This is a genomic window from Streptomyces sp. HSS9-12 (assembly GCF_054963655.1).
Window position 1 is genome coordinate 193,250 of the sequence record NZ_JBUEGC010000002.1, and the last position, 18,743, is coordinate 211,992.

Sequence of the window (18,743 nt, forward strand, 5' to 3'; positions counted from 1 at the left end):
GCCTTACCTTATCCAAGTGATCGAGGTTTGAACTCGAGCGGGCCCCGCCTATGGTTCTGGGGGACGTCAGGAAGGGGCGTCGCCAGAACTGGAACGGAGCCCTCATGGAGCAGGCGAGAGCCGACGCCGCCGCGCCGCGCCTGCGCTCGCGGATACCCGCACATGACACTGCGCCGAACGTGGCGGCTCCGGTTCCGCATCCCGGGGGAGAGGCCGGTCCTGGGGGAGAGGTCAGAGGAGAACACGGGCACAGTGAGCCGCCCGCCCCTCCCTGCCCCGCGCCCCGCAAGCCCCTGCAGCGCCACTCCGTCCGCGCGCAGATCCTCGACGCCCTGCGGCACGCCCTGGTCACCGGCGAGCTGGCCCCCGGAACGGTGTACTCCGCCCCCGCCCTGGCTGCGCGGTTCGGCGTCTCGCCGACGCCCGTCCGCGAGGCCATGCAGCGGCTCGCCGCCGAGGGCGCCGTCGAGGTCGTCCCCAACCGGGGCTTCCTGGTGGCCCGGCGCAGCGCTCGCGATCTCGCCGAGCTCGCCGAGATCCGGGCCCTGCTCGAGGTGCCGGTGGTGCTCAAGCTCGCGCGGACCAGGCCGCCGGAGACGTGGGACGAACTGCGGCCGCTCGCCGCCGAGACCGTCGCGGCAGCGGCCCGCGGTGACCGAGCCGCCTACGCCGAGGCGGACCGGGCCTTCCATGGCGCCCTGCTCGGCCTGACCGGGAACCGGCACCTCGTCCTGCTCGGCGATGATCTGCACCTGCGGGCCCAGGGTCCGGTCGCCGATGGCGCGATCGTCCGCGCTACCGACCTGCTGGCTCATGCGGCGGAGCACACCGCGCTGCTGGACGCCCTGGCGGCGCACGATGTCGCGGCCGTCGAGCGGCTCATACGGGAACATCTCGCCAACAAGCGCCGAACTCGCTGAATTTCTTTCTCCGATTCGGCTAACGGCCGCTCTTCCTCTTGTACAACTCTGTGGTTGTCTCATTTTTTGCGCTCCCACAGGATCCCCGAAACCCGCGCGACAGGCGGGGGTGCGACGGGATCTCCAGGAGGAGCCAATGGGCCGATTGATCAGTCAGCTGTGTCGCCGTAAACCGCTGGACAGCATGATCGCCGAGGCGGATTCGTCCTCCGCCGGGAACGCGTCCGGTGCCTCGCTCCAGCGCAGTATGGGGCTGTGGCAGTTGACGCTGCTGGGCATCAGCTCGGTCGTCGGCACCGGAATCTTCTTCGTTCTGGGCACGAGCGTCCCCAAGGCCGGCCCGAGCGTCATCCTCTCCTTCGTGCTCGCGGCAGTCGTCGCCGGGTTGGCGGCGCTGTGCTACGTCGAGTTGGCCGGCGTGGTCCCGGTGGCCGGCAGCACGTACTCCTACGCGTACGCCTCGCTCGGTGAAGGCACCGCGTACCTCGTCGCCTGGTGCCTGATCCTCGAATACGGCGTGGCGGTCTCCACCGTCGCCGTCAGCTGGGGCCAGTACCTCAACGAAGTCTTCGGCACCCTCTTCGGCTTCACCCTGCCGGACGCCATCAGCCAGCCGCCGGGAGCCGGCGGCGTGGTCAACATCCCCGCGCTGGTGGTCGTCCTGCTGTGCTCGCTGCTCCTGGCGCGTGGCACCCGTGAGTCCGCGGCCGTCAACGCGGTGATGGTCGCCGTCAAGATCGGCGTGCTGGTGCTCTTCGTCGCCGTCGCGCTGACGGCCTTCAACGCCCAGCACTTCAGCGACTTCGCGCCGCAGGGCTTCGCCGGCATCAGTGCGGCCGCTTCGGGTGTCTTCTTCAGTTACGTCGGCTTCGACACCGTCTCCACCGCCAGCGAGGAGGTGCGCAACCCGCGGCGCACCATCCCACTCTCGCTGCTGCTCACCCTCGGCGCGGTCACCGTTCTCTACATCCTTGTCTCCATCGCCGCCGTCGGGGCCCAGCCGGCCGCGAAGTTCGGCCGGCAGGCGGATGCGGGCGAAGCCGTCCTCGCCCAGATCCTGCGGGACGTCACGGGTTCGAGCTGGCCCGCGCTGCTGCTGTCGGCCGGAGCCGTCATCTCCATCTTCAGCGTCGTCCTCGTCACCCTCTACGGACAGACCCGGGTCCTGTTCTCCATGGCCCGCGACGGGCTGGTGCCGCAGCTGTTCCGCCGGGTCGACCGCAAGCGGCACACCCCGGTGCACAACACCTGGATCGTGGGGGCGCTGGTCGGCGCTCTGGCGGCGTTCGTGCCGCTCCAGTACCTCGCCGACCTCACCAGCATGGGAACGCTGGTCGCCTTCGTCGCCGTGGCGGCCGCGGTCGTCGTCCTGCGCCGCATCGCGCCGGACGCGCCGCGCTCGTACCGGGTGCCGCTGTACCCGGTGGTGCCGGTGCTGTCCGCGCTCGCCTGCCTCTACCTCGCCTACGAGCTGCCTGGCATCACCTGGACGCTCTTCGGAGTGTGGCTGCTGCTCGCCGCGGGCCTGTACCTGGCGTTCGGCCGCCGTAACTCGGCGCTGGGCGCGGAGGTGTCCCCGCAGGAGCGGGAGCCGGTGCCGGCAAAGCAGGTCTGAGCCCGCAGTCGGCCCATTGCCGGTGCGCCGGCGTCGACCGACGCCGGCGCAAGGCCGGGCGCCTCAGGGTGCTTTGCGCCGGGCGTTTCCCCGCCCACCCGCCCCCTTTGCAGGGGCGGGTGGGCCGCGCGCCGGCTGCTGCGGCCAGCGCGCGCAGGCCCCTGGGGCGCGCCAGGCGGCTGGGGCGCGCCAGGCGGCTGGTGCAGCGCTTTCGCGGCGGCCTCCGCAGCGCGCACGGCGGACGCTGCCGGCGAGCGGCGGCCAACCGGCCATCGCCTGACGTGTCGTCAACTACCAAGCCACGTACGTCGCGCGGCGGCCACGAGCCGCAATTCCAGCCACGCGGCCAGGCGTACGTCCGGGTCGTCGAGGTCGACGCGGAAGAGCTCGCGGACCCGCCGCAGCCGGTACCGCACGGTGTTGGGATGCACCCGCAGCCGCGCTGCGGCGTCCGCGATGTCTCCCACCGCCTCCAGCCACGTGGTGATCGTGACGGCGTAGTCCGTGCCCTGCTCGCGGTCGTGCGCCAGCAGTTCGGCCAGGCCCGGCAGTCGCAGCCACGGTTCCCGCTCCAGCTCGTCGCCGAGCCGGTCCAGCAGCACCCGGTGGCGCACGTCCTCGGCGGTCGCCGCCGGCCCGGCGTGGCCGTCGGGCGCCGTGGCCCGCAGCACATCGTCGGCCTCGCGCCGCAGCGCAGCCGGGCGCAGCAGATCGCCGTACGGGCGGGTGACCGCGGCCCGCACCGGTCCGCCCACCGCCGAGCGCACCGCGGCCAGCGCGGCGTCGGCGAACCGCCGAGCGGCGCCCGCGTCCGCAGGGAGCAGCACATAGACGGCGTGAGCGGTCGCCGCGACCGTCGCGTCCGGCCGGTGGGCGGCGCAGTAGCGCACCAGGACCGACTCGACGTGTGCGACCAGAGCCGTCCCACTGCCCCCGTCCGGCCCCGAGCCCAGTGCGAAGGCGGTCAGACAGAGGCCGTCCCCGGGTCGCAGACCCAGCCGGGCCGCCGCCTCGTCGGCCTGCGGCCCGTACCCGTTCAGCACCGCGCGCAGCGTGTCCCGGCGCATCCGCTGCTCGGCCTCCGGGGCGTTCAGCGCCCGCAGCAGATGCGGCGCGGCCAGCCGGGCACCGTCCAGCAGTGCCGCCTCCGCCTCGGCGCCCAGCCCGCCGTCCGGCTCGATGGCCCACAGCGTGCCCAATGGCAGCGCGCCCGCCCGTACGGCGACGGCCGCGCGCGCCAACTCCTCGCCCTGCCGGGGGAATCGGACGACGCCCGGCGCGGCGAGCACCTCGCGGTACTGCCGGCGCTGCTCCGGCATGTCCGGCACCCGGCGCTGCAGGATGCCGCGCTCGCGCAGGGCGTCGATGCGCTGTCCCGGGATGTGGGAGTAGGCCACGACCCGCTGGTCCAGGTCCTCGACGGCCACCGAACCGCCCACCACGGCGGCGAGCGAGTCGGCCAGCGCGAACAGCGCCTCGCCGCCGGCCGGGGCGTACGCGGCCGCGTCCCCGACGCCGTACGCCGCCAGCGCGCAGCTCAGCGCCGCGTCCACCTGCCGCCAGGGGAGCGCGTCCCCGGCCTCGAGCACCGCGATGCCGCAGCTGCCCGCCTCCGCCACCAGCGGCGCCGGGTCCTGCCCGCGGCTTTTGACGACCACCGCCGCGTAGCCCTGCCGTGCCGCCTGCCGCAGCACGGACCGCGAGCGCGGATCCGCGGGCCCCGCGCCGACGAGCAGCAGCAGGGCGGCGGGCACCGGGGGGAGGGGATCGCCGGGGTCGTGGATCACCGTGCCGCGGACCGGTACGTCCAGCCCGGCCGGGGCCGCGAGCGCCCGCACGATCGCCGCGCTGTCCGGGCTCTCGAGCAGCAGCCGCAGCGAGCCGGCCGCCCGCTCGTCCGGCAGACCGGCGCTGACCGGGTTTGTGAGATCGGACAACGCACACCTCGAATCCTGAGCCGATCGGCACGGGCGGCCTCTGGGGCGGGCCGCCAGGATAAGGCCCGATTCCGAGCCGAAGGAGCCGTTGTGACGCCTGTCACCGACCAGCCCGCCGCCACCGCCGCCGATCTCGTGGGACTCTTCCCTCCCGGCTCTCACCTGGACGAAGACGGTGAGCTGGTCGTCGCCGGCTGCCGCGTGACCGACCTCGCCGCGCACTTCGGCACGCCCGCGGTGGTCGTCGACGAGGGTGCGCTGAGGGAGGGGGCCCGGCGGTATGTACGGGCCCTGGCGGAGCATTGGCCGAACAGCCAAGTGGTCTTCGCGTCGAAGTCCTTCCCGTGCACGGCGGTCGTCCGCGTGCTGGTCGAGGAGGGCCTGGGTGTCGATGTCGCGGGCGGCGGGGAACTCGTCACCGCGGTCGCCGCCGGAGCCGACCCGGCTGCCATCGTCGTCCACGGCAACGCCAAGACCGAGGATGAGCTGGCCTTGGCGCTGCGTGCCGGCGCGGGCACGATCGTCGTCGACAACTTCGACGACATCGACCGCCTGGAGCGCCTGGTCGCGGCGCGGGGCGGCGAGCAGAGGGTTCTGCTACGGGTGATGCCGGACGTCGAAGCGGACACCCACGAGGCGATGGCCACCGGACACCGGGGCTCGAAGTTCGGCCTGGCGGTGCCTGACGCGGTCCGGGCCGCGGCCCGGCTGCGGGCCGGCGAGCGGCTGCGGCTGGACGGCCTCCATGTGCACGTGGGATCCCAGCTGCTGGACACCGAGCCCTTCGCGAGGGCGGTGGAGGCGGTCGGCGCCATCGGGGAGCTGGGGGAGCACGCGGTGTACGACCTCGGTGGCGGGCTCGGCGTGCGTTACACGTACGCGGACCAGCCGCCGACGATCGAGGAGTACGTACGGACGTTGACGGACGCCGCTCGCAAGCATCTTCCGGCGACGGCCCGCATCCTCATCGAGCCCGGCCGTTCCCTGGTGGCCGGCGCCGCCACGACCCTCTACCGGGCCGTCACCGTCAAACGCGGACCGCGCACGCTCGTGGCCGTGGACGGCGGCATGGGGGACAACCTCGAACCGATGCTGTACGGGCAGCGCTTCGAGGCCACGGTCGCCACGCGGGTGGGCGGCGGCAGGGCCTGTGACCTCGTCGGCCGGCACTGCGAGTCCGGCGACACCCTGATCCGCGACGTCCCGCTGCGCGACCCGCGCGTCGGTGACGTGATCGCCGTCCCGGTCACCGGGGCGTACTGCTACTCGCTCTCGAACAACTACAACGGCGCCCGCCGTCCCCCGGTGGTCTTCTGCCACGCCGGTGAGGCCCGCGAGGTGGTGCGGCGTGAGACGTACGAGGACCTGCTGCGCCGCGACGTGTGACCCCGGCGGGGCCGCGGCGCGCGTTTCCAGCCCGCCCGTAAGGCGGGCGGGGAAGAGACCGGGCGTGGAGTGCCGGGCACGGAGGCTGGGCGGGGGCCGCGTCAGCTGACGGGGGGTCGGGAGCGTGTGTCCTGACCCCACTGAGGCCGGGCGGCGCCGGCTTCGAGCACGTGCTCCCGCAGGACCTCGACCCTGAGCATGCCATGCCGGGCGGCAGGCCGTTACGCCGCCGGGGCGGTGTCCAGTTCGTCGGCGAGCCAGTGGGGTACGCCGAGCAGCCGCACCAGGCGATGTGCCTCCACGCGGAGCTGGGCCGCCTCCGCGTCCGGCTGCACCTCGGCGAGGGCCATCAGCGCCGGGGCGATGCCGACCAGATAGCCCAGCTCCTCGCGGATACGCAGCGACTGGGCGAAACCGTGCCGGGCCTCCGCCAGATTGCCCTCCTGCTTCGCCATGGCCGCGAGATGCCGCCAGGTGAAGGAGAGCAGCAGGTCGTCGCCGTTCGCGGTCGCTCCCGCGTGCGCGCGGGCGAAGGCGGCCTGCGCACCAGCCGGGTCCTGTGCGAGATGCTGGGCGACCAGGCCGCGCCGGAAGTTCAGCAGTGGTCTGGTCGGTGAGCCCGAGGTGAGCAGCGCGGCCGCGCGGCCCAGGGCGGACCGCGCCTCATCCGCCCGGTCCCGTACCCCGAACAGCGTGGAGGCGTACGCGAGACAGCCCCGCTCGCAGGCGGCCGCGCCGCGCTCCTCATCGGTGAGGGCGAGGGCCTCCGCCGCCCGCAGCGCATCCTCTGCCGTCTCCCACCCCGCGGCGGTGAACATGCACTGCTCGATCAGCACCGCGGTCCGTTGCAGTGCTGCTGCCGGAGAGGCGACGGCCGACGGGGCGAGCAGGGCGGCCGCGTCGTTCCAGCAGCCGCGCGAGCGCAATCGCCACACGGCGTCCTGAGTCGGGTCCTCTCCCCAACCCGTACCGGAATCCGACGAACCAGACCGTGACATGGCGGTGTCCGCCACATTCCCTCCCCAAGCGCGCCGTCGAGCCGGAAGTCGTGGCGGAAATCTCAGCACGAAATCCGCTGCCCAGCCAAGGGGGTGGGTGAATTGATTCACAAACTGGGGTCGAAGTGGCCTGAGTTCCGTGTCAGCTCATCCGCAGGGCCAGGAAGAAGTCGAGCTTGTCCTCCAGCCGCGCCAGGTCGCGTCCGGTGAGCTGCTCGATCCGCCCCACTCGGTACCGCAGCGTGTTGACGTGCAGATGCAGCCGGGCCGCGCAGCGCGTCCACGACCCGTCGCACTCCAGGAACGCCTCCAGGGTCGGGATCAGCTCCGCCCGGTGGCGGCGGTCGTACTCCCGCAGCGGGTCCAGCAGCCGCGCGGTGAACGCGCGCCGTACGTCGTCCGGGACGAACGGCAGCAGCAGGACGTGAGAGGCGAGCTCCTGGTGGCCGGCCGCCGCCACCCGCCCCACGCGCGCCGCCGCGACCCGGCGGGCGTGCCGGGCCTCCTCCAGAGCGCCCCGCAGACCCTCCGCGGAGTGCACGGCGGCACTGACACCTATCGTCAGCCGGCCGTCGCCGTCGAGCCCGCGCGAGAGCGGTTCGCCGACCGCCGCCAGCAGCTGACCGGCCTGCAGCCCCTCCGGGGCGGCTCCCTCCGTGCTGTCGGGCACCGCGGGCAGCGGCACCAGTGCCACCGCCTCGTCGCCGGTGTGCGCCACCGCGATCCGGTCCGATGGCTCCGGCCCGCCCATCCACGGATCGACCAGGATCTCCTCCAGCAGCGACTGGGTGACCGGCCCGCCCTCGACGGGGCTGTCCTCCCACTCGACCCGGGCCACGACCACCTGCCAGTGCGGCGCGGTGCCGAGCCCCGGCAGCAGTACCGGCGCGGCCACCCGCAGCCGGGCGGCCACCTCCGCCGGCGCGGCCCCGGTCTGCACCAGCTCCAGGACCTCCTGGGCCAGCCGGCGCCGTACCGTACGGGCGGCCTCCCGCCGGTCGCGTTCGACCGCGATCAGCTGGGTGACCCCGTGCAGCAGGTCCAGCCGCTCCTCCGGCCAGTCCCCGGCGTCCGCCTCCACGGCCAGCAGCCAGTCCGACAGGACCGTCTCGCGCACATCCCGCCCGCTCGGGGCGCCACGGCTTTCGCTGCGGACCGGGAAGAGGGAGTACGTGCTCCCGTGGGCGACCAGCCGGTGCGGGCCGCGGCGCCCGGCGCGCGTCGCCGCGAGGTGCTCGCCCGCCAGCGCCGTGCACACCGCCGGGGGCAGTTCGTGACCCTCGCCGTCCAGGCCCGGCCCCGCGATCTGCCGGCCGGTGGGGGACAGCACCCAGGCGCGCAGATCGAGGTCGCTGCCCAGCAGGTCCAGGACCACCTCCGGGCCGCCGCCCGCGGGCCCGGCCGTCATCATCCGGCGGTGCCGGTCCACAACGGCCGCCAGGTCCCCGGCGCGCTCGCTGGAGACCTGCCGCACCACGTGTTCGGTGATGGTCGCGAAGGCCACGTCCTCGCTGACCGCGAACAGCGGCAGCCGGTTGCGGGCGCAGGCCACCACCAGATCGTCCGGTATGGCGCCCAATTCGGCCTCGCCCGCCGCGAGTCCGGCCACCCCGGCCTGGTTCAGGATGCGGACGAAGCGCTCGGACTCCTCCGGCTTGCGCCGCCAGGCCAGGCCGGTGAGGACCAGTTCGCCGCCGGACAGATAGCGGCTCGGGTCGCGCAGGTCTGTGGTCATCACGCCGCGCACCGTGCGGTCCAGCTCGTCCTCGCCGCTCAGCAGCCGAAGGCCCAGTGCGTCGGTCTCCAGCAGTGCGCGCAGCCGCATCTCGTCGCCCGCCGATCGTTTGTGTGGTGCCAGTTCAATGCTGCGAGGTTAAGAAACCCCGTCTTTCGTTCGAATCTACAAGACGCGGCCTGTGGCCAGCCAACCGCTTCATGGTTTCCGTGACTGCACTCGATAGGCCCGGCTCTGTGTACTGGGCGCACGCGGCGTGAACAGGACGTGAACGACACCAGCTGGGGCCGGTACCCGCCGATACTCCCCGGGCTGGACCGAGCTGGACCGGACAACCCCCATTCGTAGAAGAGAGCCACCCATGGACTTCCTTCGCCCCGCCAGCTGGGAGGAGGCGCTCGCCGCGAAGGCCGAGCACCCCACTGCTGTGCCCATCGCGGGCGGCACCGATGTGATGGTCGAGATCAACTTCGACCACCGTCGGCCGGAGTACCTGCTCGACCTGAACCGTATCCCCGAGCTGCGGGAGTGGGAGGTCGGCGAGGAGAACGTCCGGCTCGGTGCGTCTGTGCCCTACACGCAGATCATGCAGGATCTGCGTACCGAACTGCCGGGGTTGGCGCTTGCCTCCCATACGGTCGCCTCCCCGCAGATCCGTAATCGTGGCGGCGTCGGCGGCAACCTCGGCACCGCATCGCCGGCAGGTGACGCGCACCCGGCGCTGCTGGCCGCGGGTGCCGAGGTCGAGGTCGAGTCCGTCCGTGGCAGCCGGTTCATCCCGATCGACGAGTTCTACAAGGGCGTGAAGCGCAACGCGCTCGCCGCAGACGAGCTGATCAAGACCATCCACATCAAGAAGGCCGAGGGCCCGCAGCAGTTCTCCAAGGTCGGCACCCGCAACGCGATGGTGATCGCGGTGTGCGCCTTCGGCTTGGCTCTCCACCCCGGGACCCGGACCGTACGGACCGGCATCGGCTCCGCCGCACCCACGCCCGTCCGGGCCCGTGGGGCCGAGGAGTTCCTGGCCGCCGCGCTGGAGGAGGGCGGCTTCTGGGAGAGCGGCAAGACCATCACCCCCTCGATCGCCAAGCAGTTCGCGGAGCTGGCCGCGGGCGCCTGCAATCCGATCGACGACGTGCGCGGCAGCGCGAAGTACCGGCGCCACGCGGTCGCCGTCATGGCCCGCCGGACCCTCGGCTGGACCTGGGACGAATACCGCGGCTTCGGCGACAGCAAGAAGGGGATCGAACGATGCGCGTGAACTTCACGGTCAACGGCCGCGCGGTGGAGGCCGACGACGTATGGGAGGGCGAGAGCCTGCTCTACGTCCTGCGTGAGCGCCTTGGGCTGCCGGGGTCGAAGAACGCCTGCGAGCAGGGCGAGTGCGGCTCGTGCACCGTGCGCCTCGACGGCGTTCCGGTGTGTTCCTGCCTGGTCGCCGCCGGCCAGGTGGAGGGCCGCGAGGTCGTCACGGTCGAGGGCCTGGCCGAGTACGCCAAGCAGCGTGCGGCAGGCGGATGCGCGTCGGGCGCCTGTGGCACCAGCGTGAGCGACGCCCAGCACTGGCAGGCCAAGCCTCCGTCGGACTCCCAGATCGGCGAGAACGCCGAACTCTCCCCGATCCAGCGGGCGTTCATCGACGCCGGCGCCGTCCAGTGCGGCTTCTGCACCCCGGGCCTGCTCGTCGCCGCCGATGAGCTGCTGGAGCGCACCGCCTCCCCGAGCGACGCCGACATCCGTGAAGCGCTGTCGGGCAACCTGTGCCGCTGCACGGGCTACGAGAAGATACTCGACGCGGTCCGCCTCGCGGCCGCCCGCGGCGAGGCCGAGACCGCAGGAACGGGGGCCTGACATGGGCGGCGTCACCCGTACACCCACCAACCTCACCCAGGGCAGCACCAAGGGCGGCATCGGCGAGTCCACCCTCCGCCCCGACGGCACCCTGAAGGTGACCGGCGAGTTCGCGTATTCCTCGGACCTGTGGCACGAGGACATGCTGTGGGGCTTCACCCTCCGCAGCACCGTCGCGCACGCCGAGATCAAGTCCATCAACATCGCCGAGGCCCTGGGGACCCCCGGTGTCCACGCCGTACTGACCTACGACGACCTGCCCACCGAGGTGAAGAACTACGGCCTGGAGATCCAGGACACCCCGGTCCTCGCGGCCGGCAGGGTCCGGCACCACGGTGAGCCGGTGGCCCTGGTCGCCGCTGACCACCCGGAGACCGCGCGCCGCGCCGCCGCGAAGATCCAGATCGAGTACGTGGAGCTGCCCGTCGTCACCGACGAGGCCTCCGCCCTCGCCGAGGACGCCCCACTGCTGCACCCCGGCCGCACCGACCACCACGCCCCGCACGTCCCGCACCCGAACATCCTCCACCGCCAGCCGATCATCCGCGGCAACGCCGACGAGGCGGCCAAGCGCGCCGATGTGATCGTCTCCGGTGAGTACGTGTTCGGCATGCAGGACCAGGCCTTCCTCGGCCCCGAGTCCGGCCTCGCCGTGCCCGCTGAGGACGGCGGCGTCGACCTCTATGTCGCCACCCAGTGGCTGCACTCGGACCTGCGCCAGATCGCCCCCGTGCTCGGTCTGCCCGAGGAGAAGGTGCGGATGACGCTCTCCGGCGTCGGCGGCGCCTTCGGCGGCCGCGAGGACCTGTCGATGCAGATCCACGCCTGCCTTCTCGCCCTGCACACGGGCAAGCCGGTCAAGATCGTCTACAACCGGTTCGAGTCCTTCTTCGGCCATGTGCACCGGCACCCTGCCAAGCTCTGGTACGAGCACGGCGCGACCAGGGACGGCAAGCTCACGCACATCAAGTGCCGGATCGTGCTGGACGGCGGCGCGTACGCCTCCGCCTCCCCGGCCGTCGTCGGCAACGCCTCGTCGCTGTCCGTCGGCCCGTACGTGGTCGACGACGTCGACATCGAGGCCATCGCGCTCTACACCAACAACCCGCCGTGTGGCGCGATGCGCGGCTTCGGGGCGGTCCAGGCGTGCTTCGCCTACGAGGCCCAGATGGACAAGCTCGCGGCGAAGCTCGGCATGGACCCCGTCGAGTTCCGGCAGCTCAACGCCATGGAGCAGGGCACGATCATGCCCACCGGCCAGGTCGTGGACTCCCCGGCCCCGGTCGCCGAGCTGCTGCGCCGCGTCAAGGCGATGCCGCTTCCGCCGGAGAAACAGTGGGAGGTCGCCGGCGGCCAGGCGGACATACGGGCCCTGCCGGGCGGTCTGTCCAACACCACCCACGGCGAGGGCGTCGTCCGCGGCGTCGGCTACGCGGTCGGTATCAAGAACGTCGGCTTCTCCGAGGGCTTCGACGACTACTCCACCGCCCGTGTGCGGCTGGAGGTCGTGGGCGGTGAGCCGGTCGCCATGGTGCACACCGCCATGGCCGAGGTCGGCCAGGGCGGTGTCACCGTGCACGCCCAGATCGCCCGTACCGAACTCGGCGTCACGCAGGTGACCATCCACCCCGCCGACACCCAGGTCGGCTCCGCCGGCTCCACCTCCGCCTCCCGCCAGACGTACGTCACGGGCGGAGCGGTGAAGCACACCTGTGCGGCCGTCCGCGAGAAGGTGCTGGAGATCGGCCGGCGGAAGTTCGGCTCGTACCACCCGGCATGGGCCACCGCCGAACTCCTGCTGGAGGGCGGCAAGGTCGTCACCGACGGCGGCGAGGTCCTCGCCACCCTGGTGGACGTCCTGGAGGGCGAGTCGGTGGACATCGAGCTCGAGTGGCGCCACCGCCCGACCGAGGCCTTCGACCTACGCACCGGACAGGGCAACGGCCACGTCCAGTACTCCTTCGCCGCGCACCGCGCGGTCGTCGAGGTGGACACCGAACTCGGCCTGGTCAAGGTCATCGAGCTGGCCTGCGCCCAGGACGTCGGCAAGGCGCTCAACCCGCTGTCCGTCGTCGGCCAGATCCAGGGTGGCACCACCCAGGGCCTCGGCGTGGCGGTCATGGAGGAGATCATCGTCGACCCGAAGACCGCGAAGGTGCGCAACCCCTCCTTCACGGACTACCTGATCCCCACGATCCTCGACACCCCGACCATCCCGGTCGACGTACTCGAACTGGCCGATGAGCACGCGCCCTACGGTCTGCGTGGCATCGGCGAGGCCCCGACCCTGTCGTCCACTCCGGCCGTCCTCGCGGCGATCCGGAACGCGACGGGGCTGGAGCTCAACAAGACGCCGGTGCGCCCGGAGCATCTCACCGGCACCTGATCGGGTCTCCGGGAGGGCGGCGTGGGGAACCCAACCGCACCGCCCGGAGCATCCACCTGGTAACCACCCCCCACCCCCCGCACGTACCGCTTCCGCTCGGCGGTACGCACAACCCACGCACCACCCCCCGCAGTACCCACGCAGTACGACGTTCGCCTCGGGCCGTCCCCCGGGTCGTGCAGCCGTAAAACGATCCCAAATCCCGCACCCTCCGCTCCCCGCGGATCGTGCGGGTGCCCCTTTGAACCTTGGGAGTCAGGCACCATGACCCAGTCGTCAGCAGAGCCGAAGACCACGGCGGAGGAGGCGGGCGAAGGCTCCCGCCAGCCCGCCGGCCGGTCTTGGCTCGACCGGTACTTCCACATTTCCGACAGAGGATCCACGGTCGCGCAGGAGGTGCGCGGCGGCATCACCACGTTCATGGCGATGGCCTACATCCTCCTGCTGAACCCGGTGATCCTCGGTGTGCCCGACGTGACCGGGCATACGCTCGACCGCGGGCAGCTGATCACGGCGACCGCGTTCGCCGCGGCCGTCACCACGATCGTGATGGGGCTCGTCGGCAATGTGCCGCTGGCCCTCGCGGCCGGCCTGGGCGTCTCCGCCGTGGTCGCCTTCCAGGTCGCACCACAGATGACCTGGTCCAGCGCCATGGGCATGTGCGTCATCTACGGTCTGTTGATCGTCCTGCTGGTCGTCACCGGCTTGCGCGAGCTGATCATGAACGCCATACCTCTGGCGCTCAAGCACGCGATCACCATGGGCATCGGCCTGTTCGTCGCCCTCATCGGTCTGGTCCAGGCGGGCTTCGTCACCGGCACCGCGGCCGATGGTGTGGCCGGCGCCAAGCCGTTGCAGCTCGGCGTACACGAGACCCTGACCGGCTGGCCCGTCCTCTGCTTCGCCCTCACCGTTCTGCTGATCTTCGCCCTCCAGGTGCGCAAGGTGCCCGGCGCGATCCTGCTGGGCATCGTGGGCGGCACGGTCTTCGCGGCCGTGGTCCACCAGGTCTTCGGCCTCGACAAGAAGGCCTGGGGCGGGCTGAACGCCCCCGAGATCAGCGGCAGCATCATCAGCACGCCCGACTTCGGGCTCTTCGGCAACGTCTCCTTCGGCGGCTTCGGTCATGCCGGTGCGATCACGGTGGGCGTCATCGTCTTCACTCTGGTGCTGGCGGGCTTCTTCGACGCCATGGGCACCATCATCGGCATCGGCCAGCAGGCCAACCTGGCCGACGCGTACGGCCGGATGCCCGGTCTGAGCAAGGCTCTGGCCATCGACGGGGCCGGCGGTGCGTTCGGCGGCCTTGCGGGTGCCTCGGGCCAGACCGTGTTCGTGGAGTCCACCGCGGGCGTCGGCGACGGTGCGCGCACGGGTTTCGCCAGCGTCGTCACCGGTATCGGTTTCACGCTCGCGCTCTTCTTCACCCCGCTGGCCCAGATCATCCCGAGCCAGGTCGCGGCCGCCGCCCTTGTCGTCATCGGCTCGATGATGCTCAGCAACGCCAGGCACATCGACTGGAGTGACCCGGCGACGTCCATCCCGGTCTTCCTGACGACCGTCCTGATGCCGTTCACCTACTCCATCACCGTCGGCATCGCCGCCGGCTCCATCGCCTACGTCGTGATCAAGGCGGCGCAGGGCAAGTGGCGGCAGCCCGGCTGGCTGATGTGGGTGCTGGCCGGCGTGTTCCTGGTCTTCTTCTCGCTCGGTCCGATCGAGAGCTGGCTGGGAGTCAAGTAACAGCCCACGACCCCCTTCACCCATCTGTCATCTGTAAGGAGCCCCCATGCTGGAGATCGCCGACGAGCTGGGCCGGTGGTGCGAGCGGGGACGCGACTTCGCCGTCGCCACGGTGGTGGCCACGGGCGGCAGTGCGCCCCGCCAGCCCGGCGCGGCCCTCGCCGTCGACTCCGACGGCACGGCCATCGGGTCGGTCTCCGGCGGGTGTGTGGAGGGGGCCGTCTACGAACTGTGCCGGCAGGCCCTCGAGACGGGTGCGTCCGTGCTCGAACGCTTCGGGTACAGCGACGAGGACGCCTTCGCGGTCGGCCTGACCTGCGGCGGCATCATCGACATCCTCGTCACCCCGGTACGGGCGAGCGGCTCCCCGGTGGACAGCACCAACCGGGAGACGCTCGCCTCGGCGCTGACCGCCGCCGCCCGTGGCCGGGCGGCGGCGGTGGTGCGCATCGTCCAGGGCCCGGCTGAGCTGCTGGGCCGGGCCCTGTACGTACGCTCCGACGGCAGTTACGCCGGAACCCTCGGCGGCCACCGCGAGCTGGACCGTACGGCGGCCGAGGAGGCGCGGGCGCTGCTCGACGCGGGCCGCACCGCGACCGTCGAGATCGGCGCCGACGGCAGCCGCTGCGGGCAGCCGGTGGTCCTGCTCGTCGAGTCGAGCGTCCCGCCGCCCCGCATGATCGTCTTTGGCGCGATCGACTTCGCCTCGGCCCTGGTCAGGGTCGGCAAGTTCCTGAACTACCACGTCACGGTGTGCGACGCCCGGCCCGTCTTCGCGACCGCGGGGCGGTTTCCCGAGGCCGACGAGATCGTCGTCGACTGGCCGCACCGCTATCTCGACTCGCAGGAACTGGACGGCCGTACGGTCCTGTGCGTGCTCACGCACGACGCGAAGTTCGACGTCCCGCTGCTGGAGCGGGCCCTGAAGCTCCCGGTCGCCTATGTCGGCGCGATGGGGTCGCGCCGTACGCATCTCGACCGCCTGGACCGACTGCGCGAGGCGGGTGTCACGGAGCTGGAGCTGGCCCGGCTGCGCTCCCCGATCGGCCTGGACCTGGGCGCCCGTACGCCCGAGGAGACGGCCCTGTCGATCGCCGCGGAGATCGTCGCCGACCGGCGCGGCGGCTCGGGCGTCCCGCTCACCGGCGCCCACACTCCGATCCACCATGACGCGGCCCCGGCGGCGGGCCGCATCGGCTCGGTGGCCTGAGCCGCCGGGGCCGGAACACGGGCCGGAACGGCGCCGCCTTCCTGACCGGCGCCGCCTTCCTGACCGGCGGCGCCTTTCCGTATGCCTGCCCCGCGGCGGTTTGGGCCCCAGCCCCGCGGGCATTTCACACCTGGGCTGAGCTGCGCTGCCCGCATCGCCGACGGTGGAATACCCGCGGGCGGTGACCCATGGCCACACAGGGCGGAGCAGTGCTAGAAAAGGCACGTGTTCGGCAGTTTTGCCCGATTTCGTGGTGTATCGGTGCGATCAGTTGTCGGCAAGCGACCGCGAAGCGTTGCCGGGCAGGTCTTCATCCTGCAGGTGGCGGTTGTCCTGGTGCTCGCGATCGCCGCGCTGCTGACAGTCGTGTTCCAGGCCCGGCACGACAGCGACAGGGAGGCCCGGAGCCGATCGGTCGCCGTCGCGGAATCGTTCGCCCACTCTCCCGGGATCCTGGAGGCGCTGAAGACCCCCCAGCCCTCCAAGGTGCTCCAGCCGCTCACCGAGACGGCGCGGCGGAGGGCCGGCGTCGACTTCATCGTCGTGATGGACACCCATGGGATCCGCTACACGCACCCGCTTCCCGACCGGATCGGGAAGCGGTTCGTCGGCACCATCGAGCCGTCGCTGGCCGGCCGTGTCCACCTGGAGAGCGTCCAAGGTCCCCTCGGCCACGAGGTCCAGGCGGTTGTCCCCGTCACCAACCCCAAGGGCTCGGTCGTCGGCCTGGTGTCCGCCGGTCTCAAGGTCGAGAACGTCACGCACCAGGTCAACCGGCAGCTGCCGATCATCTTCGGCTCCAGCGCGGGCGCGCTCGCCTTGGCCACCGGCGGCACATGGCTGGTCGCCAGGCGGCTGCGGCAGCAGACCCACGGCCTCGGCCCGACCGAGATGACCCGCATGTACGAGCACCACGACGCGGTGCTGCACGCCGTCCGCGAGGGTGTGGTCATCGTCGGTCCCGACGGCCGGCTGCTGCTGGCCAACGACGAGGCCAAGCGGCTGCTCGAGCTGCCGCGCGAGGCCGAGGGGCGGAAGGCCGCAGACCTGCCCGGCCTCGACCCGGGCACGGCCGAGCTGCTGGGCTCCGGCCGCACGGCCACGGACGAGGTGCACCCGGCCGGAGACCGGCTGCTGGTGGTGAACCAACGGCCGACCGACCGCCACGGCAGCCCCATGGGCACGGTCGCGACCATCCGCGACTCCACGGAACTGCGCGCCCTGTCCGGCAGGGCGGAGGAGGCACGAAAGCGCCTGGCCCTGCTGTACGACGCCGGCGTGGGCATCGGCACCACCCTCAATGTGGTGCGCACGGCCGAGGAACTGGCGAAGGTCGCGGTCCCCCGCTTCGCCGACTTCGTCACCGTCGACCTCGCCGACCCCGTACTGCGCGGTGAGGAGCCGGACGGCAGGGGCGCGGACATGCGCCGCACCGCCTTCACCGGCATCCGCGACGACCCCCCGCTCTACCCGCGCGGCATGCTGATCGACTTCGTCCCGTCCACACCCCAGGCGCGCGGATACAGCAGCGGTGTGTCGCAGGTGGTGCCCGACCTCTCCAAGGCGCCCGGCTGGCAGGCCCAGGACCCGCCACTGGCCCAGGCCGTCGTCGAGTACGGCATCCACTCGCTCATCGCGGTCCCGCTCAAGGCCCGGGGCATCGTGCTGGGCGTGGCGAACTTCTGGCGCTCGGAGAAGCCCAGGTTCGACGAGGAGGATCTGTCGCTGGCCGAGGAGCTGGTCGCCCGCGCCGCCGTCTGCATCGACAACGCGCGCCGCTACACCCGCGAGCACACCCTCGCGGTGACGTTGCAGCGCAGCCTGCTGCCCCGTGCCCTGCCCGAGCAGAGCGCCCTCGACGTCGCCCACCGCTACCTGCCCGCGCAGTCCGGGGTGAGCGGCGACTGGTTCGATGTCATCCCCCTTCCGGGCAGCCGCGTCGCGCTGGTCGTCGGCGACGTCGTCGGGCACGGACTCCACGCCGCAGCCACGATGGGGCGGCTGCGCACGGCGGTGCACAACTTCTCCACGCTCGACCTGCCGCCCGACGAGCTCCTCGGCCACCTGGACGACCTGGTGGGCCGTATCGACCAGGACGAGCCGGGCACGAACATCGGCGCGGGAGCCATGGGAGCCACCTGCCTGTACGCCATCTACGACCCCGTGGCCCAGCGCTGCACCCTGGCGCGGGCCGGGCACCCGCCGCCCGCGCTGGTCCACCCCGACGGCAGGGTGGAGTTCCCCGACCTGCCGGCCGGGCCGCCCCTGGGACTGGGGTCCATGCCCTTCGAGGCAGCCCAGCTGGACCTGGCCGTGGGCAGCCAACTCGTCCTCTACACCGACGGATTGATCGAGGACCGCACCCGGGACATCGACGTCGGCATCGAGCTGCTGCGTCAGGCCTTGGCCCACCCCGACCGGCCGCCGGAGGCCAGCTGCCAGGCGGTACTCGACGCGCTTCTGCCCGCCCGTCCGAAGGACGACGTGGCGCTGCTCATCGCACGCACCCAGGCACTCGGGCCGGACTGCGTCACCGAGTGGGACGTGCCCAGCGATCCCGCCGCCGTCGCCGGGATCCGCTCGGCCGTCACCGAGAAGCTGGACGAGTGGGGACTGTCCGAGCTGACGTTTGAGACAGAGCTGGTGCTCAGCGAGCTGATCACCAACGCGATCCGCTACGGTTCCGCGCCGATCCGCGTGCGGCTGCTGCGCGATCGCAGCCTGATCTGCGAGGTTTCGGACGGCAGCAGCACCTCGCCGCATCTGCGGTACGCGGCCACGACGGACGAGGGCGGCCGCGGGCTGTTCCTGGTGGCCCAGATCGCCGAGCACTGGGGCACGCGGTACACGGCTGCCGGCAAGGTCATCTGGGCCGAGCAGCCACTGCCCGCATCCGTGCGCGGCGAGGAGGGCGCGGAGCGCCCGGGCGCGGTCGACGCGGAGCTGCTGTGACCCGGCCCTG

12 protein-coding genes are annotated in these 18,743 nt (G+C 72.1%); 9 read left to right on the forward strand and 3 right to left on the reverse strand.

Annotated elements, in window-relative coordinates:
- Positions 1-104: 104 nt before the first annotated feature.
- Together ACY34J_RS01925 and ACY34J_RS01930 are read left to right on the forward strand one after the other, a co-directional pair.
- Positions 105-920, forward strand: coding sequence for a GntR family transcriptional regulator (locus ACY34J_RS01925; protein WP_462724505.1), 816 nt, complete (start codon positions 105-107; stop codon positions 918-920).
- A 136-nt stretch (positions 921-1,056) separates the two neighbouring features.
- Complete coding sequence (locus ACY34J_RS01930; RefSeq protein WP_462724506.1) at positions 1,057-2,535, forward strand: APC family permease; 1,479 nt, start codon at positions 1,057-1,059, stop codon at positions 2,533-2,535.
- Between the two features lie 287 nt (positions 2,536-2,822).
- On the opposite strand, the gene ACY34J_RS01935 is transcribed toward ACY34J_RS01930, so the two are convergent.
- A complete protein-coding gene (locus ACY34J_RS01935; protein ID WP_462724507.1) occupies positions 2,823-4,472 on the reverse strand; it encodes a PucR family transcriptional regulator in 1,650 nt (549 codons plus the stop codon).
- 90 nt (positions 4,473-4,562) lie between these two features.
- On the opposite strand from ACY34J_RS01935, the gene lysA reads away from it, so the two are divergent.
- Positions 4,563-5,858: a diaminopimelate decarboxylase gene (gene lysA, locus ACY34J_RS01940; protein ID WP_462724508.1), complete on the forward strand. Its 1,296-nt coding sequence runs from the start codon at positions 4,563-4,565 to the stop codon at positions 5,856-5,858.
- Positions 5,859-6,079: 221 nt separating this feature from the next.
- On the opposite strand, the gene ACY34J_RS01945 is transcribed toward lysA, so the two are convergent.
- Positions 6,080-6,856 (reverse strand): hypothetical protein, encoded by a 777-nt coding sequence (locus ACY34J_RS01945; protein ID WP_462724538.1) that lies wholly within the window; start codon positions 6,854-6,856, stop codon positions 6,080-6,082.
- A gap of 142 nt (positions 6,857-6,998) precedes the next feature.
- Entirely contained in the window at positions 6,999-8,681 is a 1,683-nt protein-coding gene (locus ACY34J_RS01950) for a PucR family transcriptional regulator (RefSeq protein WP_462724509.1), read from the reverse strand.
- Between the two features lie 271 nt (positions 8,682-8,952).
- Between ACY34J_RS01950 and ACY34J_RS01955 the strand changes: the two genes are divergently transcribed.
- The 6 genes from ACY34J_RS01955 (at position 8,953) to ACY34J_RS01980 (ending at position 18,733) form a co-directional block, all read left to right on the forward strand.
- Positions 8,953-9,852, forward strand: coding sequence for an FAD binding domain-containing protein (locus ACY34J_RS01955; protein ID WP_462724510.1), 900 nt, complete (start codon positions 8,953-8,955; stop codon positions 9,850-9,852).
- Positions 9,843-10,442 carry a (2Fe-2S)-binding protein gene (locus tag ACY34J_RS01960; RefSeq protein ID WP_462724511.1) on the forward strand — a complete coding sequence of 200 codons (600 nt, stop codon included), beginning with the start codon at positions 9,843-9,845 and terminating at the stop codon, positions 10,440-10,442. Before ACY34J_RS01955 ends, ACY34J_RS01960 begins: the two co-directional genes overlap by 10 nt.
- Position 10,443: 1 nt before the next feature.
- Entirely contained in the window at positions 10,444-12,828 is a 2,385-nt protein-coding gene (locus ACY34J_RS01965) for a xanthine dehydrogenase family protein molybdopterin-binding subunit (protein WP_462724512.1), read from the forward strand.
- Positions 12,829-13,092: 264 nt separating this feature from the next.
- Positions 13,093-14,571 (forward strand): NCS2 family permease, encoded by a 1,479-nt coding sequence (locus ACY34J_RS01970; protein WP_462724513.1) that lies wholly within the window; start codon positions 13,093-13,095, stop codon positions 14,569-14,571.
- Between the two features lie 46 nt (positions 14,572-14,617).
- Positions 14,618-15,781 carry an XdhC family protein gene (locus ACY34J_RS01975; RefSeq protein ID WP_462724514.1) on the forward strand — a complete coding sequence of 388 codons (1,164 nt, stop codon included), beginning with the start codon at positions 14,618-14,620 and terminating at the stop codon, positions 15,779-15,781.
- A gap of 261 nt (positions 15,782-16,042) precedes the next feature.
- Positions 16,043-18,733 carry a SpoIIE family protein phosphatase gene (locus ACY34J_RS01980; RefSeq protein WP_462761930.1) on the forward strand — a complete coding sequence of 897 codons (2,691 nt, stop codon included), beginning with the start codon at positions 16,043-16,045 and terminating at the stop codon, positions 18,731-18,733.
- Positions 18,734-18,743 lie beyond the last annotated feature (10 nt).